The sequence below is a fragment of the Deltaproteobacteria bacterium genome, from assembly GCA_021737785.1.
In the GTDB taxonomy this organism is placed as follows: Bacteria; Desulfobacterota; DSM-4660; order Desulfatiglandales; family Desulfatiglandaceae; genus AUK324.
Genome location: JAIPDI010000008.1, coordinates 108,427 through 126,763 on the forward strand (window position 1 = coordinate 108,427; position 18,337 = coordinate 126,763).

The following is an 18,337-nucleotide window of genomic DNA, read 5'->3' on the forward strand; positions in this document are numbered from 1 at the left end:
TGCCATGGCCGGGCCCGGAGAGCGGGCACTCAGCCTTACAGCGATGTCAGACCCGTGTGCTGAGGTGCTTGCGGTTTGCAAAGGTGGGATCAGTGGTCCCGTGGTGAAGCCGGCATGACAGCGGCAGGCGCCTGCAAGTCCTGCAGTTCACGATGCATCAGGGGTGCTGTTTCCATATCATACCGCATCTTTTTGTCAAGGGCGATACCCCTCCCGGAACATTCCCGACGCCCCCTAATCCACTTTACACGCTTTTCCAATGGGATTGGTCGGGTCCCCCCCGTTCAGCATCTGGCGCATGACCTCTCTTTCAGGTCCGCCGGGGAGATTTCCCTTTACCTCGGCCTCGATGACCACGGTGCCGTCCGAATGGGTGAATACCACCTCTGCCTCGCCAAACCCCCGGTCATTCATCTTTTTAATGGTCAGCTCACAGGTGACGGTATCGCCGATATATACGGGCTTTTTGAATTTGAAATTCATCTCCGTTGCCAGCCAGCCCACCTGCCCCCCGATCTCGGTCAGCAGGCTCCCGACCAGCAGTCCGTGGCAGATCCTTCCTCTGAAGTTCTTGATCGCTGTAAATCGCCTGTCAAAATGTACGGGATTGTAGTCCCGGGTTGTTTCTGCAAAGTCAATGACATCCCGTTCCGTGAAGGTCCGGGTCACACAGAACCGATCCCCGATCCGAATGCCCTTTACAGCCCTCATCCGCATGGATGCCATGGGTTACCCCCCTTTTCACAAGGTATTCTGCTGTATAATTGATGCAGCCCTGGATTTCAACGGAAATCAGGCCTGGTGGAGCTTCTGAGGGTTGTGCAAAAAGGGCCTGGCGTCTTCCATCGGGCTGCGAGGTTTTTATGGAAGTCACGGCGGGTATAAAAGAATGAGGGCTGAGGGAGCCATCGTTTTGATGGCAAAGCCCTCGAGCGCCACCAGATGCTCCGGTTTTACCACAGGTACGATCCGACTGCCCAGGACGAAGTTCTTGTTAGAGATGGACGATTTTAACCCCTCCCCATGTCTCTGCCAGGTGTTCGGCCACGAGGCGGCGATGGCAATGGTCGGGTTTGTCCTCACTGCAGAGGAGACAGGCATTGTCGAACAGGTCCCTTAAAAGGGTCTCTTCGGGCTTTCTTTGGCGTAACAGGGACCAAAACGCCTTTTCGTAAGCCGACCAGTCCCCCTTCTTTTTCTTGAAATTGTCCATGATCTCCTGGGTGGGGGCCAGCTCCGGCAGGTGAATATAGTCGATTCCACCGATGGCCTTCAGAAAATAGCGAAGGTCATCCCGCTTGGTAAAACCGGCGAGCTGCGACACATTGTTGAGGCGTATGTCGATGACCCGTTTCACCCCGGCCCTCTGCAGCCTGCCGAAAAACGCCTCGGCCGGTTTCCGGGTGAAGCCTATGGTGAACAGATTTATGGTACCCATCATGGTTCCCTTCCACTCTCGTGTGACGTCTTGTCGTTCTCCTGAACATACGCGATCCGGTCGCCCTGCATGTCATAGGCCCGCTCCACCATTTCTTCGGGAGACGTGAACAGGTCTTTTTCGCGTCCCTTTAGCGGTCTCATGGATTCCACGGGGTTTGCAGTAGTCCCGAATCATATCAAGGAACAAAGGTCCGTAGGTCTTCTGCTTGGCCGCGCCTACCCCGTGAATATCCATCAGCCGCATCTCGCTTTGTGGAAAAAAGGTAGCCATCTCCATCAGGGTCCGGTCAGGGAAGATTACGTAGGGGGGGACATTGGCGCTGTCGGCCAGACGCTTTCGCTCCTTTCGGAGGATATCGAACAAGGCCCTGTCATATGCCCCCGCCGCCTGCACCTCCGGATCCGGCCGGGGCTCCGCAAGCCGCCCCAGGACCTTTTCCCGGCCCTTCATGACCTTCCAGGCGTTTTCGGTCAAGCTGAGCCCCCCGAATTCCATATCCTGATTCAGGAGCTTTTTCTGGATGAACTGGCGGGAGAGATAGTACCACTCCTTCTTGGAATGTTCCGTCCCGATCCCGTAGGTGGAGAGCTGATGATGCCTGAGACCGAGGACCCTTTTGGCCTGGGATCCGCGCAGGACATCGATAATGTGGCCGGCCCCGAACCGTTCCCCGGTCCGCTTGACGCAGGACAAAAATTTCTGTGCGGCAATGGTGATATCCGTCAGGTCCTTTTCATCCGTCAGGCAGTTGTCGCACGCCCCGCAATTTTTTATGGGATACGCCTCCCCGAAATAATCCAGCAGAGGGATCCGCCGGCACGCCTCCGTCTCTATGAACCCCAAAAAGGCATTCAGATGGATATTGGCGATCCGCTGCTCATGGTCCGGTTTCTGGTCGATAAAGTGCTTGACCTTCTGGATATCGCCGTAGCTGAACAGGAGGAGACAGTGGGACAAAAGGCCGTCCCTGCCGGCCCTGCCGATCTCCTGGTAATAGCCCTCCATATTCTTGGGAAGGTCGTAGTGGACCACAAACCGCACATTGGGCTTGTCGATACCCATGCCGAAGGCGATGGTGGCCGCCATGATCTGGACATCATCCCGTATAAAGAGTTCCTGGTTTCTGTTCCGGTCGGCATCCGACATGCCCGCATGATAGGGCCGGACCGAGTACCCCCGGTGATGAAGGGCCGTGGAAAGGTCATCCACCTGCCGGCGGGAGAAACAGTAGATGATCCCGGACTGGTCCGGGAATTCTTGGATAAACGCCACGGTCTGCGCAAAAGGGTCAATTTTGTGGTCCACCCGGATGAAGAGGTTTTCGCGGTTGAAACTCCCCACAAATTCGTTTGCGTCCCTGAACCCGAGACTGGCCTTGATGTCTTCCCGGACCCGGGGCGTGGCCGTGGCCGTGAGGGCCGTACACACCGCACCGGGGAAGCGGCCCCTCACCCCGGCAAGCTGCCGGTATTCGGGCCGGAAGTCGTGCCCCCATTCCGAGATGCAGTGGGCCTCGTCAATGGTCAGACAGTCCACCCGAAGGGACGAAAGAAGGGTCAGCATGCCGGGTCGCAACAGGGCCTCGGGGGCCATGTAGAGGAGTTTGACGGTCCCCTCCTTCACGGCCTGCACATTGTGTCGGAATTGTCCGGTGGTCAATGAACTGTTCAGGAATGCGGCCGGGGCCCCGGCCTGGTCCAGCTGCTCCACCTGGTCTTTCATGAGGGAGATCAAAGGGGATACAACGATGGTCAGGCCCGGAAAGATCAGTGCAGGGATCTGATAACACAGCGACTTGCCACCGCCCGTGGGCATGATGACCAGGGTGTCGCGTCTGCTCAAGACGTTTTCGATAACCTCCGCCTGAAGCGGCCTGAATGCATCGTACCCGAACACTTCTTTGAGAATATGATGCGGCATATCCCCCATGATAACCGATCCCCTGACGTGTAGCAGTCAGCGTCTTATGATCATTTTCATCTTCTGTGTAAGTTTATACGAAAACCGTTTGTCTTCCCGCGTCATGGGACCAGGTTAGCCTGATCTTGTGGAGAACTTCGGCGGATAAGCAATTTGGAAAAGTCTGGAGACGCCGTTGTCAGGCCTTTGGACATCCGAGACACTGTCTCGGGCATGCTCTTTATAGGAAGAGATTTGTGCAGCCTCTGTCCATTCTGCTTTCAATTCAAATCCGGAGAATAAGGCCCAGATTGGTCACAAAACCGATCAAATCTTCAAAGCCGGTTGGCAGAACCGGATTCTATTTTCAAGCCCCAATGCTCCGGCTCGCCTTGATGGCCTCCCCCAGGGCCCTGCCGTTCTTCGGGATTTCGGGAAAGCCCGGCCGGCTGACCATGGCGATCGCATCCGACGGGCAGCCGGTGGCACATACGGCGCAACCGAAACAGCGGTCGCGATCCACCTGCGGGGGTCCTTCTTCTCCCAGAGAGAGGGCCTCCGCCGGGCACCGTTCCAGGCATGTCCCGCAGGCCACGCAGCGCTCGGCCTCGAAACGGGGTTCAAAGCCGGAATAAAAATAGAGGGCGGGTTTGGGCTTGGCCAGTGCCTGTTTTACCGACACGCAGTGCCACCGGTCGCAATTACAGATGAAGCCCACCTCTTCGGTGGTGTTCATGCTCATGTGAATCAGACCGGCCTCTTCCGATTGTTTCAAGACTTCCCGGGCCTCTTCCTTGGTTACCTTCCGCCCGCCTAACCGCTCGATGGCGAACCGGGCGCCCAGGCCGAACTGCATGCAGACATCCAGGGGCATCCCGTGAATGTCCTCGTCGCGCAGGACGGCCGCATGACGGCAGTAGCAGGTAGTCACCGCAATGGGGTCGTACTGGTCAATATAGGTCTCCACCTGGTCGTAGGTATGGACCTGATTCCCGGCGGCCACGGCCCGGTCCACGGTGATGACCCGGGTGGGCGGAAAGGTGACCGCCGTTGCGTCGGTTTTCTGGTCGCAGGCCTTTTTATAGGCGGCGATGAGCCGGGCGAGCTTCTTGTGCCGTTCGGTCGTCAATCCCGGCATAAATTGGAACTCCAGTATGCCGGGCATGAACCGGGCGCTCTGGTAAAACTGGATCCCGTTCATTTTGACGGCCACGCACAGTCCCTTGTCGGCCATGGACTCCAAGGTTTTTTCCAGTTCCGCTTCGTCCCGGCCCATCTCCCGAGCCAGGTCTTTGGCCGTAAAAGGCCCCCGCGGCATGGCATTGTTGACCTCAGCCTCTGCGGGCGTGAAGAGTTCTTCCGCCATGGCGTAGAATTCCGGAATATCCATTCCCGAGTAGCCGCCCCCGCGTTTTTTCATCACCGCCAGTAACTGTTGATACACCTCGTGGTGGGTCATGATGTTCTCCTTTCCGGGCCCCTCCGGCACTTCGAAATTTGATATAAGGTGAAAGGAAACGCCTCACCGCCTGGTCGGCGGGGACGCCCCTGCGACAGACCTGCTCATAACTGGGACTTGTGAGAAATTATTTGTTTTCGCAGGGCAGGCGGGACGCCTGCCTGTTCGGTATTTGGTAAGGTGGTCACAACTTCCTTTTCCGATTTCCGACTATAGGGAATTAGGCCTTGGGGATCAAGCAATATGTGACCGCAGCATACTGTGGTCGGAACAATGCGCCTCGCTATGCAGGTCTCAGTTCAGGATGGGACTTGATTTGGTGAACGTTGGGTAGGTTTGGGAGAAACCCGAGAGCTGCGGGACAACATCAGGGAATTGTCGCGGCTCGTCCCCATTATGCCGCTACATGCCCGGTGGGTTTACGGGTCAGCGTTTCCCGGCCACTCCGCTTTGCGTTCGGCTTGACAAACTGGTTTTTTTGCATATTGCGATTAAATTTAACATCCAACGGCATCGGGGTCGATGCCCGTCACCTCGCCCGAGTCCTTAACGCCAAGCAGAATTGTCACGCCGTGCCGGTTGAGGAAGGCACACACCGTCTCGTAGACATCCCGGGTGAGCTGGCCTCGGCACACTCCTTGAACTCCGTCGAGATGCCTTCCCCCTGACGGATCACCTCCCGCAACTGACGTTCATTTGCGTTCATGGCTGTCTCTGCTCCAATACGATGCTGATCTTGCGAGGCTCTTTGCCATCCTGGACCCCTTCATTCATTCATGCTCATGGCGGAACTACCATCACCTCAACCGGAAAAGCGAATTAAACGCTAATGCTCTCGATTCCCACACTCCCCACGCCCGTTCACTCACATAAGTTTACAAGTTGGCCGCGTCCCGCATGGCCCGTCCATTTTTTCCGGTCAGTCAACCCTGCCCCCGTCCCTTTGGCTTTCAATTCAATTCTGGAGAATAAGGCCCTGGCAAAACGCAACAAAAGTACCGGCGTCCCCCATTCTCTCGCAAACGGTGGGGACAAGTCGCTTCCTGAGTTTGGGAAGCGCCTTTTCTCCGAAATCCGGATTCGATCGGAGCCTTGTCAAAAAATTCTGAAAATTCACACCGAGTGCATTCCCCGTTGCTTGCGGCGGACCGCCCGAGGCGGATAAAGGTTAGCGAGCCCGGTTAAATCCTCCAGAGGAGGGCCGCAAAGCGGCATTTAACTGGGCGAGCGAACTTAAAATATAAAGGATTCTCCTTAAATTTGGGAGATTCCCCTCAGCTTGCTGCGGGGTTCTTCAATCACCTGCCTGCACGCAAGCATCGCTTCACCCACCTCGAAACGCCGTATGGCTAAACACAGCCCCCAGCCAACCTATTCCTGCCAGCATCCCGTCCCTTTGGACATCATGAGCCTCTTAGGGAACCTAACAACCTTACAGCGTTATATATCTAAAAAGCAAGGGGTTAGCTTCCCCAATCCCCCACACCCTCCAGTGGTCGTTGCACCCGCGCCCGTTATATGGCCTCTTCCAGCAACTGTCCGTTTTCTTTCAACCAAGCCTTTGCCTTTTCCATGGTCGGGGCCTGGGCGCGGATGATGTTCCAGAATCTGGTAGTGTGGTTGGCCTCGATGAGGTGGGCCAGCTCATGAATAATGGCGTAGTCAATGACAAACATGGGCGCTTTCATTAGGCGCCAGTTGAAATTTACATTGTTGTTCACGGTGCAGGAACCCCAGCGATAAAGGTTGTCGACTATTTTGACTTTTGAATAGGCCACACCGAGCACGCGGGCGTGATGTTTCACCCTGGGGATGATCTTGGCCTCGGCCCGCTGTATATACCATTCCCGCAAAACCTCCTGCCGTTTTCCGGCGTGGTCGGCAGGGATATAAAAGCGCTGGTTGAATCGAATCTCGGATAGCCCCGATTTGACCACTTCAATGCGGTAGTGTCGGCCAAGGTATAGGGCGGATTCACCGTTGACGATCTCCTTTCCCGGAGGATGGGGCAGATCCCGGTATTTCTGGGGGTGGCGCATTTTTTCGAAAATCCATTGGCGCTTTGCGTCCACCACCTGATGGATCTTTTCCCCCGATGTCGATTCCGGTGCATGTACGACCACGGAACGGTCCCGTTCGACTGTGATGGTCAGTTTACGGCGCCTGGGCGACCTTACAATGGTGTAATCAAGATCCATGTCACTCTGCATACAGGATGGTGTCGTTGTTCTTTTCCGCAATCTCCACAATCCTGGAAATAATATGGGCGCGGTTTTTGATGAGATCGGGAAGTTTGACAAATTCCTCTGCCAGCAGAATTGTTTGCAGATCCGCCTTGAGCTTGTTGCGGGCCGGGATGCTCTCCCAGAAGCCGGTGAGTTTTAATTCCCGCTCTACCACCAGAAAAGTTTTCTGGGTCAAATCCACCAGGTGAGTGATTTTATCTTCTTCGTTCATCCAAATGGGAGGAGGGGGTTCACCAGCTGCTGACGGAGCTGCTTGAGATATGATATCATCACTACTCCCGAAAATTTCCCGCCTGAACATGCGAAACAGCGGCATCTGTTTTTTACGGTGCAGGCCGTAAGTCGGCTCCTTTCGGGCATTGATGATGCGTTGCCGCAGTTTTTCCAGCTCCTCGTAAATCTTTTTCCAGTTTTTTTGAAAATCCTCCAGGATTTTCTTCAGGGTCTCGGCAAAGGAGGCTTGCAGATCGGGATCGTCATCCAGGTCCACATCAAGATGGTGTCGTATGGCATGCTCGACCTCGGCGGCCTTGGTTTTGGTCCGTTTTCTTTTTCCGACCTGACTTTCAAAGTCCTGGTCCAGAATCGAGATGGGGGCAACTTTGAGGTCAATGCCCTTGGATTCCAGATATGCATCGGTAATTCCCCTGAGCTTGGGCGGAATCCCCTTCATGCTCAAACGCGCGTCGCGGAAATGTTTTCCCGCCAGTACGTTGATTTCGGAGAGCTGCTGGTAATCCGGCATGAAGTCGAGCGCTTCCTTGGCCGGGAAGACGAGGTTGAGGCTCTTGGTGAATCCTTTAAATGCCAGCAAGTACTCAAAGCGCACATCTTCATCGTAAAAAAGGTCGAAAAAGGCGTCATGGTCATTGAGGTCGGTCAAACCATGCTTTTCAAAAAACGCCATAATCGACCGGTGGGCGACCCGCAAATCATTCAGCTCTTTTTCCGGAAAGCTTAGGGCATCGAGAACGTCCTTCTGCTCGCGCTCGTCGGAGATTTCGATGGCTTTTTTCAGGTGATGGCCGATGCCGACGTAATCGACCACAAACCCCTTGTCCTTCCCCTCGCCGCCGACCCGGTTCACCCGGGCGATGGCCTGCAGCAGGTTGTGGGCAACGACCACCTTGTCAAGATACATCACCTGCTCCACCGGTGCGTCAAATCCGGTGAGCAGCATGTCCCGGACTATGACGATACCCATGTTGCCGGTGATTCCCTCATCTTCGCCGTCAAAAGGAAGCTTGAAGCTCTTGATGCTCGTTTCGTGCCTTGACTTATCCGAATACGCCTTAATGTGCGGCAGATCGTTGTGCCCTCCGGAGATGATCACATCGGTTTGCATCTTTTTAAGCCGGTCCAGATCGATGCTGTCCGGATTGTCTTTTCCAAGGGCGGCGATAGCCTCGACTATGGCCGCATCGATGTAGGTCTTGTACCGCACGGCCGCTTCCCGCGAGACGGCAACCACCTGGGCCTTGTAACCGTTGGGGAAGACGTGGGTCAGGTAGTGTTCCACCATATCTCCGGCCTTGGCCTTGATGGTGGATTTGGCTTCCAGATAGGCGTCACGGGAGCCGTAACCGAGGATCTCCATGCGCTCTTGCAAGTTATATTCGCTGAACACATCGGCAAAGGCGGTGTCCATGCTCGTCTGGTCCGCCACTTCGGCATTGTGGGTGCGGCCTTCATAAACAATCTCCAGGGTTACACCATCTTCGATGGACCGGCGCATGGTGTATTTGTCGATATAATCGCCAAAAACCCGCTCGGTTTTGTCGATGGGGGTGCCGGTGTAGCCGATCCGGGCCGCATTGGGAATTCCCTTGTCCAGATTGGCTCCGAGCATGGCGTACTGGGAGCGATGCGCTTCGTCGGTCATCACCAGAATATGCGGGCTGGGATTTAACTCCGGAAAGGTTTGCGTCAAGTCCGCTTCGCGAAACTTATGGATCATGGCCATCACCAGATCCGAAGAATCCGAGCGTAAGAGTTCTTTCAGGGTGCGGATGCTGTCGGCAACCTTGACGGAAAAACCGATGCTCTGACTGGTTTCCGAAAGCTGCTGCTCCAATTGGGTGCGGTCGGTGACAAAGACCACCTTCCATTTGGATAAGGTAGGATGACGATACATCTCGCGCACCATGAACATCATGGTCAGCGATTTGCCCGAGCCTTGAGTATGCCAGATAATGCCGCTGCGATCGCGGGGGTTGCGGCCTTCCAACAGGCGCTGCACCCCCAGCTTCACCGCCCGAAACTGCTGGTAGCGGCCCACGATTTTGATAGTCTCGCCTTTGTCGTTGGTAGAAAAAAGGGTGAAGGTGCGGATCAGATCGAGCAGGTTGTCGCGATCGAGCATTCCGGCCACCAGGCGCTGCTGGTCGTTGGGACCGCTGGCGCCGTGTTCCAGATCCTCCACGGTGCGGGGATAGGGATCCGCCCAGCGGAAAAAAAGCCGCTCGCTGTGGGTAGTGATGGTGCCGAACTTGGCCTGCTGGCGGCAGGTGGCGACCATGAACTGGTTGTAATAAAACAGCGGCGCACTGCCTTCGCCCTTGGCCCCGCGCTGCTCGCTGTAACGCAGTATCTGGTCAATGGCCTCGGCCATGGGCTCCTTGACTTTGGGCGATTTGCACTCGATCACCACAACCGGCAGGCCATTTAAGAAAAGCACGATGTCCGGAAGAATGTGGTGCTCGGTGCCTAAGATTCGCACCTTGAACTGACAGACCGCCATAAAGCGGTTGTTGAACCGATGCTCGAAATCGATAAAGCGCACCGTAGGGCTCTTTTCACCTGTCTTTCGGTTCTCGCTGACGCTGGTGTTTTCCAACAGCAGGTTCAAGACATGGCGATTGTTCTCGATCAGTCTGGTACCGGGAAAGCCGGCGGTGAGCTGCTTGACCACTTCTTCAACCTGGTCGTCTTCCAGCCAAGTATTGATGACCTTCAACTGCTCGCGCAGCACCGCCGGCATCACCACTTCGGTAAAGCTATCCCGGTGGCTATCGGCGGGATGCTGTTTGTTGTCGAGATCAATGATCTCCCAACCGAGACCTGAAAGCTGCTCGAGAAGTGGTTTTTCGACGTGATTGCGCTCGTCGAGTCTTAGGCGGGCTGTCTGATGATTGAAATCCGAATTCATTGTTCGTATCGAGTCTCCATGTAGGGCGTCCTCACTTCGTATCCTCTACCAACTTGTGAAAGGTCTTGACCCATTCCTTCCACAGGCGATCAAAAGCCGGCACGTCTTTCAGCATGGGCCCCAATCGGTTTAACCAGGCATTTTCGTTCCACTCGCGCAGCACGTCCGAAGTCAAGCTTGTAATATCAGGCTGCACCTCCCGAATACGGCACTTCTCATCAAAAAGAGGTTTTAGTTCTTGCCATGAAAAACGCTCTCTTGTTTTGCACAGGATATACCAGAGATCATATAAATCTCTCGGACGTGGCCACTTTTTCTGCTGCTGAAGCAGAGATCTCAGCTTTTCCGCCACGATTTCTCTTTTGGAGTAAGCCGTGATCCCGAATGCCGAAAGGTCTGAATACCCCGGCGTAACTGAGCAATCAACCGCTTCATCAAGAATAGGCTCATCAAAGGTAAGATGAACTTTTACCTGCGGCAATCCCTGCCGTCGCGCTCCGCCCCTGTTGTATTCCATGGGAATCTCGATCTGAAAATCGCCCGGCACCGTCACGGGCTCCCGCATGGACAAGTGGACCCCTGATTCATGAAAAACCCATACGGCAACCGTATCGAGCAGGTGGAGCGATGTTTCAAGGTTGTCTCCGCTATGCCTGCAACTGAAATCAATGTCCTCAGAAAACCGGTAGCCCCTGTAGTAGCAATGCCTTAAACATGTCCCACCCTTGAACACCCAGCCGTGGTCTTTGGCCTCTGAATGCGCCAATCCTGACAGAAGCCAGAGGATGACGTAGTCTTTTTCGGCCTGATCAAACCGGAGCCCTTCCTTTTCCGCCACACGATGCAGTTCCGCGGTAGTGATCACGTTTGTATCTCCGCGTTTACCAGAAGGCCCCACCTTCTGTTGTATTTCCCGTGCTTCGGCATGGTCGGGTCAAGGGCGGAAAAACCGGGGGCACGAGGTATCTCTGTGCGAAGCGCTTCGACGTCTCCCATTCCCAGCGCTTCCATTATAAACCCCAGACGCTTTGTGACAGCGGAGTTACCGATTTTGGCGGCGTATTTTCTCAGCTTTTTCTCGTCCAGCATCTTCCAGGAACCCGTCAATGCCTTGGTAATCTCGCTGACTCCGCCTACGTACTGAGGAAGGTCCAGTCCGTCAATAATCGTTTTTTCCCGGTCGGTGACACTGAAGGGGATCTCGTCTATCCAGTCCTTCATGACGCCAAAAAGTTTGTCTGGTTTCAGCGACACGAGCTTGTAGGGCACTCCCAGTACATCGCCCGGTTGTCGACGCACGGGGTGATCTGTCGCCACGAAAACCGTGCGGGGAAGTTGTTCCGTCATGCCGTGATGGTTGAGGGCCGACCAGTAGGCGATCACTGCCGGAGAAACCAGCTCCATGGCGACCACAAACTCGTGCAACTGCGGCGAACGGTCTTCGCCGGAAGAAAGTGGAATAACGGCGAACCGCCCCCTGCGGATGCGCCTTATCCAGCCTTTACTCTGAAGCCGCTCAAGAAACTGAGGCGTTGGGTCGCCCTTTGCATGCCCCAGTATCTGTCGCGCCAAGGCAAGGCTGAAGGTGGGATGAGCACCTGCCTTGGCGAGAAAGGCGGCCTCAATCTTTCCCAACTGGCCTCGTGTTATATTTCGATCGTCATTCATATTCTTTATAGCCTATCTTTGTCGCATAGAATATAACATTTCGCCGGCCGGTCAAGATATTTTTTGTGAATATCTTGCGAAACCCAGGCCCATAAGTTGATAGTGACTGTTTTTCTCAAACATGGTTACAGAAGTTGGGTTTAAGACGTTGGGGACGTCAATCATACCCTGCTCTTTTTGTCCAAATTTAGTGCATCAAAAAGTCTCAAATGATCCAAAATCGCATCGAATCATTCTGCACTGCATTTATCCCTCCCTTTTCAGCCAAGAAGCAGGGATGAGAAATTCGTCGTGTCCTTTACGCCAGTTACCAACGAGATGTATATGAGGAATTCCTTCCCAAGTGATGGACCCTGCATGTTCAGTCACAATCATCTGAAATTCGCCTGTCACCGCATCCATAAAACGAGACAAGGCACTGAAAATGCGGTGTACGCCGGCAATGTCCGAAGAGTAACCAATCCTATCATGTCCATTCGGAGTTTGCTCCATCGAAGGCCATGCATCGGGAAAATAAACTTGACTCGGCTGGTCAATGACAAGGAAACGTGGTACCGGATTGCTGCTCGAGCTCATGAAATGTGCGTGTAGGGCTAGCAAACCAGCAACATGATACCCGACCCAGTTCTGCCCACTGCCAACTTCCCAAAGAAAATCGGTTCGACCGGAAAGTCGGCCAAATTGTAAGCTCAGTTCGCGAATATTGAGGCGAACGTTTTCAGTCGCATGCTCAAGCTGTAAACGTCGAGCATAGTGCGCAATTTTCGCAGACACGGTGTCGATAGCGGCATTAAGTCGTTCGCGTTGTTTATGTGGATCGAGCTCTCGTTTAAGTTCAACAATTCTCTGTGCCAAAACTTTCACTTGTTCACGAAGATCATCAACATTACGGCTGGCACTTACATTCTCTAATGCTTGCTCAACACGACCGACGAATAGATAGATTTGTCTTACGCGTTGCCGTTGGGCAGACAACTCGTTCGAACGGCCTTCTACAAACTTTCGCTTTTGACGAATTTTGGAAATGGCCACTTCACGCTCACGGAGGTCCTGACGCAACACTGCAAGTTCTCGATCAAGTTTAGCTGGGGCCTGATTTACCGACGAGGTAAGGGATTTCAATTCACGCGCCAAATTTGTCAGCTCAGCGAGACGAGAATTGCCCTCGGTGTGAATGGCAGCACAAACAGGACACTCATAAGAATTTAGCAAGCTTTTCTCGAACCAGCCGACACCTTGCATCCGATCTTCTTGATTTGTAAGCGTGATGCTGTACTCATTGACAGAAGAGGAAAGCTGATCGAGTTTTCCCAGCCTTCGCCTGATCGAGCCGATCTCCTGGGCTTGCCGATCTTCCTCATTAATAAGGGAGGTCAACTCGGTAACTGCCGCCTCGCTGGTTCCTTCTTTAATATCTGGAATGTCCATAGCTTTGATAGTCTCAGGGACTTTTTGTAACTCTAAAATGTATTTGTCCAACGACCAGCCCACTTCATGGGCCGGTGAGTCCGGTAGCAGTCCAAGTGTCCACGCCTGTAAATAGTAGCTTTCAATTTCGGCTTCCCAAGCATGAGCGGCACTGAGGCGAGCGTCTAATTCACGCTTGAGGCGATCATGCTCACGTTCGGTGTCCTTTAATTCGCGTTGCTTGGCGAGTGTGCTTGCGTCAATTGCCCCCAAAACAAGGGGGAAAATTACTCGCAATTTTTCGCGATGCTCTGTTGTATCTGCCTTGTAAAAGAAAGTATAAGGGTTAGCGACAATGTGCTGAGGCTGGAAATTAAACGCGGCCATGTCGCGAAAGCTAGGGCGTCCAGCATAACCAACCTTTTCGTCTGAAGAGAAATCGAGGTTAGGAAGATAAGAGATTTGATTGAATCGGTTTTTAAGGTCGTCCACCCGAGCATTTTTTTCAACGTTACTCGGAACGGACAAATTAAGTCCCTCTGCCCAATAAAGATCACTCGTATTCTGTTGGTCTTCTGGATTGCGTCGGGCGACAATCATCTCTGTGTTTGCCAATTGAAGATGGAGACCAAACCAGCTTGTCACGTCGCGAATCAAACCAACTGGAATTGAGCATTTTCCACTGCCAAGACAATAGTCAATAATCGAGGTCAAAGCCGACTTGCCTGTAGCATTCTCCCCCGTAATGACATTAATCTTGCCCGGGGAAAAAGGAATCACGCGCGGGCTTTGTTCGATGTCTTTCGGCCAAAGGATAATTTTCAGTATCGCAATTTTCATTAGAATTTTATCTCCAAATGGCTGGTAATTTGCACAATGGTTAGTTCAGCAAAGGTTTGCCCAACTCGCTTGGCAGCCTTTAGGATAGTTCTTACGTCATCAGTGACATGTGTTACTGGAGGAGTCTTCTTGCCAGGGAGTACCTGGCGCTGATGGTCTTGATCCATTCTTAGCAATCCGGTCGAAAAGGCAATGGATAATGCGTGGAACGTACGTTCCGACAGGGCTTCCATTCGGGCTTGAAGCCCAACGGTAATTTCACGATCATCGGCGAGAGCCTTGTAGATAGCTCCTGGTTGAGTTTTTAAGGCCAATACTGCTGCTGTACGCTTATGAAAGGCAAGGGGAAGGACAAGAAACAGCAGGGGAAATGGCACACCTTCGGTGCGACCTTTCGCCTCGTAAGTTTCATGAACTGTTTGCCAGATCGTTTCAGCTGCAAGGCCTGTATTCTGGATTACCTTCTGTTCGAAAAGGACGTCTATCATGACATCTCCTTGAGTTCTCGCATAAGTTCTTCGAATCGTGGATGCCACCCCACTCGGATCATGTTAGCCAAACGGTGGTATGTTCCAGAGGTCAGATATACCTGTTCGGTATCGCTTCCGGCGAGTATCTCACGGTGGTCTTCTGTAGTGTCAGAAAAAATTTCAAAGCCAATATCCTCTTCTTTTCGTTCCTTCAGTGACATTCGAATAACACGCTTGCGAATTTTTTCCCACCGAGACTGTAATGTGGCTTCAAAGGCCTTCCAATCGTCATCTGTGATGTTGCCCTCCGCAGACAGACGCATTTTCTCAATACTGCAGCGGACAAATTCGCGAATCGCGTTATCTACAATGCTGTCGTCCTCTGTTACTAAATAGATCTGCTTTACAAAAGGACTGCCTTTCTCTTGCCCGATTTTCTCGTCGGTTACCGGAATAAGATTCTCCGCCCTCTCTCTTTTAATTTGTCGTTTTCGACGATCAATGACTGCATGAAGTTGGTTGACAAAATGATCGCGTTCAATCCAAGCAGGGATGCGCTGCTGCCACGCGGCTAAGGCGGTTCTGTGCAACCAGCCCAAGAGTTCATCGACAATGGATTCGGACTCCGATAGACACCATTCAGGCATCTGTAGCTGAGCGATGGTACTCTTCCGTAATTCCACTCCAGCCGAATCATCCGACCCATCGACCAATTCGCACCCTTTGATGAGATTCTTTAGACTTGTTCGCGAATCTGTTCGCAGGACGCGCTCCATGAACGTTGCAATGTTCTTCGGCGGGTTTATGGCCGCCGCTTCCAATTGCTCAATACAGACTGTAATTTGTTCTTCAGATTCAGCAAGATCTATATTACGGGCGATACAGTCCGGCAACACCTTGTTCGTAACCATTAAGAATCTGGTTGTCTCGGCCGCCATCTCTCCAGAGTCCAAAGCTTCAACCCAAGTCGCCAATGTATTCCACAAATCTTTAGAGCGATCTCCGAATGGTTTAGCGGTGTCACGAATGGAATGCTTGTCCTGCTCCAATAGCTGCGAACCGTCTGCTCCGGCTATGGCAACGTCATCATCTGTTTCGACACCTATGACAAAACCAGATGGACTTTGTGCCAACCAGAATAGGGCACGCTCAAACTGATAGATAAATCCCGCGTTAGCTCCCGGTGCTGAGTGATGGTTTAGACGCATACTAATTCTTAAACCTCCGCTCTACGGTCATTTTAAAATCTTCAGTTCGCGATTCCAGATCCGTGGTTAGAAACCTCCTCGCCGTTAAAAGATGCAGTTGAGCCAAACCGTAAGTGTCGTTGTTGCGCTCGTCCCAGTTGATATAATGGGGCGTTCTCTCATGGTTCACGGGCTCGTAACCTCCGCGTCGTTCAGCAAGGCGGTGATGCGTCTATTGCCCTTGAGCAGGTCTTGCATAAGGGCGGTTTTGAGGGAGCGGAGTTTTTTGAAACTCTCAAAGCATGTACTGATGGTTTTTCTCATGCTGGTGAATCGTTTGACAATCTCGCATTGCTCATTCAAGCTGCTCGGGAATGCCGCATGTATGGCTCTTAGGTTTGTCGGATTGATATTAACTTGCTGGACTGCTGGGGTGGCGAGTCTGCGCATCGCAATCTGGGTTGGCTCCCAGTTCAGCCAGACATTCAACAGTTCCGAAAGCAGCATATCAGGGTCTGGATTCAAGCGAACAAGATACGAAGCAAATGTCGCTTTCCCTACCTGGCCTCGCCAAATGCCAGTTCGACCAACATGTTCCCAACTATTCGTTCTATTGAACAATACATCACCATCTCGCAGCCACAATTTTTCAGGGACTTTTAGGTCGGTGTATTTCAGGTCAGAAATATCAGCCTCCCCTTCGAATAAATTATTCATTCGCAATACAGGATTTCCAGACTCACCAAGTGAAGTTGAGATGCCATATTCTGCTGACGGAACAAAGCGTGACAAAAGCGTGCAGTCCCACTCCACCGGAATTCTGCCAATCGGCGAGTCTTTGAACTGGTGGGTTTGTTCAGAGCGGAGGTTGCAGTGTTCGTCGATGCCGCGGGTGAGGAGGTCCTGCATCAGGCCGGTCTTGATGCGCTGCTGCTTGGCAATCAACGCCTCGGTCTGTTCAATGGCCCTGTCCACCGTCGAGAGGATCTCGGCGATTTTAGTTTGTTCGATCCATAATTCTGGGTACTCGAACGTAATCTTCTTCAGCTTTTCTTTATTTAGAGTTGCTCCCTTAATTGCCTGATCAACATCTTGCAAAAGATCCCACTGATGAAGTCCGTGGAACAAGTAGTGCGGATTGATTCTGTTGGAGTTCAATCCCGCAATCGCCTCATTTGTATATAGAGGCACTCCAGCAAATGCGACTCGACCAATGCTCAGCTTGAAACTAAGGAGAACAGTTCCCTGTTTCTGCAATTTTGCGTTAGAATGCTTAATGCCAGAATCTGAAAGGTATTCTGCTGTATCAGTAATTACAGATCTATTGAGATCTTTTATTGACACCCAGAGGTTTGACGACTCCTTAGATACATCCCAAAAGCTTGGGTTACTACGGGATGGGGTTCCACCAATCTCAATTGAGCATAATTCGCCAAGCCGGCCTGACCTCCATCCTTCCACAGCCTTCACTTCACACCTCTCTCTTCACCCTTCGCTTGCCATTCTTCATCCCACATGTCACGATAGGCATAGACATACGAAGCGGTTGCCTTCGGGTCTATTCCGAAGTAGTAGCGGCAGAGTTTTTTATATAACCGGACCATCGCTGCGTCGAAGCCAAAATCGAGCATACCGTCAAGCAGGTGTTCGATGCGCCGGGGATCGCGGCGCCGGGTTCGCAAGATATCCTCTACTTCAGGGACATATTGTTTTTCAGCTTGCCGCGCAAGCCGACGGCCTGCCCGCGCAATTTCGCCGATAGACTGAACAAGGTCATCCATCTGCGGTTTCGCTTTACTTTTCATCAGCCCCTCCAATGCCTTTCAAATTTCCCCCCTTTCGCTCTTAAACGTTCCTCCGAAATAACCAAGGCTTTGGAGAAACCCGTCCAGCGCCTTCAAGGTTTCGGTACGTTCGGCTCCCAGTTCGCGGCTGGAGACAGCATATTTATCCCAGAGGTTTTCCACCACGGCGATGAGCCGCCGTTTTTCTGTATTGAGGTAGCGGCTTAGCTCATTGGCCACCAGATCGTAAATCTTTTTCAGGATGAGGTCGCGGGCCTCGGCCTCAATGAGTTGGTCGCCTATGGCCGCGAGGATGGCGTCGGTTTTGGCCAGGCGTGCGTTCAGGGCCGCTTTGTCTTTGTTCAGGGCGGTTATCTTTGTCTTTTCAGCTTTGTTCTTTGGATCAAGTTCGGCCAGTTGGGCCTCTACCTGCCGGATCAGTTCCAGGCTTTCGGCCTTGGACTCGTCGCCGCCCAGGCGTTTGAGCTGGAGTTCGAGGGCCAGTTCGTCGGTTTTGGTTTTCAGGTCGGCCTTGGAATCCTTGATTCTATTTTCGATGGCCTTGATTGCCTTGTCCTGGGCTTGCAGACTTTTCAGCTCCTTGCGGGCGGAGTCGCCTTCACTCCCCTTGAGGTCGTCAATGAGGGCTTTTAGACCCTTAGTTTGTAACTTCTCTGCAACATGCGGAGATCTTTTTGTAATCTAACCTTGCTGACATATTAAGGTTTTCTGGTAGTAGTCGTTATATGCGATGATGATGGACGATAGAATAGCATGGCCTTTTTGTG

The 18,337-nt window shown here is 52.7% G+C and carries 15 protein-coding genes and 1 pseudogene; 1 reads left to right on the plus strand and 15 read right to left on the minus strand.

The annotated features are described in order from the left end of the window. Window positions 1-234 precede the first annotated feature (234 nt). From K9N21_06330 to K9N21_06400, 15 genes and pseudogenes are all read right to left on the minus strand, one after another. Window positions 235-726 (minus strand): MaoC family dehydratase, encoded by a 492-nt coding sequence (locus K9N21_06330; GenBank protein MCF8143520.1) that lies wholly within the window; start codon window positions 724-726, stop codon window positions 235-237. 268 nt (window positions 727-994) lie between these two features. Then, window positions 995-1,441 (minus strand): DUF488 domain-containing protein, encoded by a 447-nt coding sequence (locus K9N21_06335; GenBank protein ID MCF8143521.1) that lies wholly within the window; start codon window positions 1,439-1,441, stop codon window positions 995-997. 69 nt (window positions 1,442-1,510) lie between these two features. Beyond that, the gene (gene recQ, locus K9N21_06340) at window positions 1,511-3,370 is read right to left on the minus strand and encodes a DNA helicase RecQ (GenBank protein MCF8143522.1); all 1,860 of its coding nucleotides are present in this window, start codon (window positions 3,368-3,370) and stop codon (window positions 1,511-1,513) included. 337 nt (window positions 3,371-3,707) lie between these two features. Then, window positions 3,708-4,799 (minus strand): 4Fe-4S binding protein, encoded by a 1,092-nt coding sequence (locus tag K9N21_06345; GenBank protein ID MCF8143523.1) that lies wholly within the window; start codon window positions 4,797-4,799, stop codon window positions 3,708-3,710. A 497-nt stretch (window positions 4,800-5,296) separates the two neighbouring features. Then, window positions 5,297-5,505 (minus strand): annotated as a pseudogene (locus K9N21_06350) (ATP-binding protein). Window positions 5,506-6,313: 808 nt separating this feature from the next. After that, the gene (locus tag K9N21_06355; GenBank protein ID MCF8143524.1) at window positions 6,314-6,997 is read right to left on the minus strand and encodes a M48 family metallopeptidase; all 684 of its coding nucleotides are present in this window, start codon (window positions 6,995-6,997) and stop codon (window positions 6,314-6,316) included. A gap of 1 nt (window position 6,998) precedes the next feature. Next, window positions 6,999-10,193: an HsdR family type I site-specific deoxyribonuclease gene (locus K9N21_06360; GenBank protein ID MCF8143525.1), complete on the minus strand. Its 3,195-nt coding sequence runs from the start codon at window positions 10,191-10,193 to the stop codon at window positions 6,999-7,001. Between the two features lie 31 nt (window positions 10,194-10,224). Next, window positions 10,225-11,058: a nucleotidyl transferase AbiEii/AbiGii toxin family protein gene (locus K9N21_06365; protein MCF8143526.1), complete on the minus strand. Its 834-nt coding sequence runs from the start codon at window positions 11,056-11,058 to the stop codon at window positions 10,225-10,227. Then, window positions 11,055-11,828, minus strand: coding sequence for a hypothetical protein (locus K9N21_06370; protein MCF8143527.1), 774 nt, complete (start codon window positions 11,826-11,828; stop codon window positions 11,055-11,057). Before K9N21_06370 ends, K9N21_06365 begins: the two co-directional genes overlap by 4 nt. Window positions 11,829-12,107: 279 nt before the next feature. After that, a complete protein-coding gene (locus K9N21_06375; GenBank protein ID MCF8143528.1) occupies window positions 12,108-14,108 on the minus strand; it encodes a DUF3732 domain-containing protein in 2,001 nt (666 codons plus the stop codon). Then, the gene (locus tag K9N21_06380; GenBank protein ID MCF8143529.1) at window positions 14,108-14,596 is read right to left on the minus strand and encodes a DUF6521 family protein; all 489 of its coding nucleotides are present in this window, start codon (window positions 14,594-14,596) and stop codon (window positions 14,108-14,110) included. The genes K9N21_06375 and K9N21_06380 overlap by 1 nt, the downstream gene beginning before the upstream one ends. Next, the gene (locus tag K9N21_06385; GenBank protein ID MCF8143530.1) at window positions 14,593-15,786 is read right to left on the minus strand and encodes a hypothetical protein; all 1,194 of its coding nucleotides are present in this window, start codon (window positions 15,784-15,786) and stop codon (window positions 14,593-14,595) included. Before K9N21_06385 ends, K9N21_06380 begins: the two co-directional genes overlap by 4 nt. A gap of 165 nt (window positions 15,787-15,951) precedes the next feature. Beyond that, on the minus strand, window positions 15,952-17,235 hold the full coding sequence (locus K9N21_06390) for a restriction endonuclease subunit S (protein MCF8143531.1): 1,284 nt from the start codon (window positions 17,233-17,235) through the stop codon (window positions 15,952-15,954). Next, complete coding sequence (locus K9N21_06395; protein ID MCF8143532.1) at window positions 17,232-17,570, minus strand: hypothetical protein; 339 nt, start codon at window positions 17,568-17,570, stop codon at window positions 17,232-17,234. Before K9N21_06395 ends, K9N21_06390 begins: the two co-directional genes overlap by 4 nt. A gap of 18 nt (window positions 17,571-17,588) precedes the next feature. Further along, on the minus strand, window positions 17,589-17,789 hold the full coding sequence (locus K9N21_06400) for a hypothetical protein (GenBank protein MCF8143533.1): 201 nt from the start codon (window positions 17,787-17,789) through the stop codon (window positions 17,589-17,591). 51 nt (window positions 17,790-17,840) lie between these two features. On the opposite strand from K9N21_06400, the gene K9N21_06405 reads away from it, so the two are divergent. Beyond that, window positions 17,841-18,203 carry a hypothetical protein gene (locus K9N21_06405; protein MCF8143534.1) on the plus strand — a complete coding sequence of 121 codons (363 nt, stop codon included), beginning with the start codon at window positions 17,841-17,843 and terminating at the stop codon, window positions 18,201-18,203. Window positions 18,204-18,337: the final 134 nt, after the last annotated feature.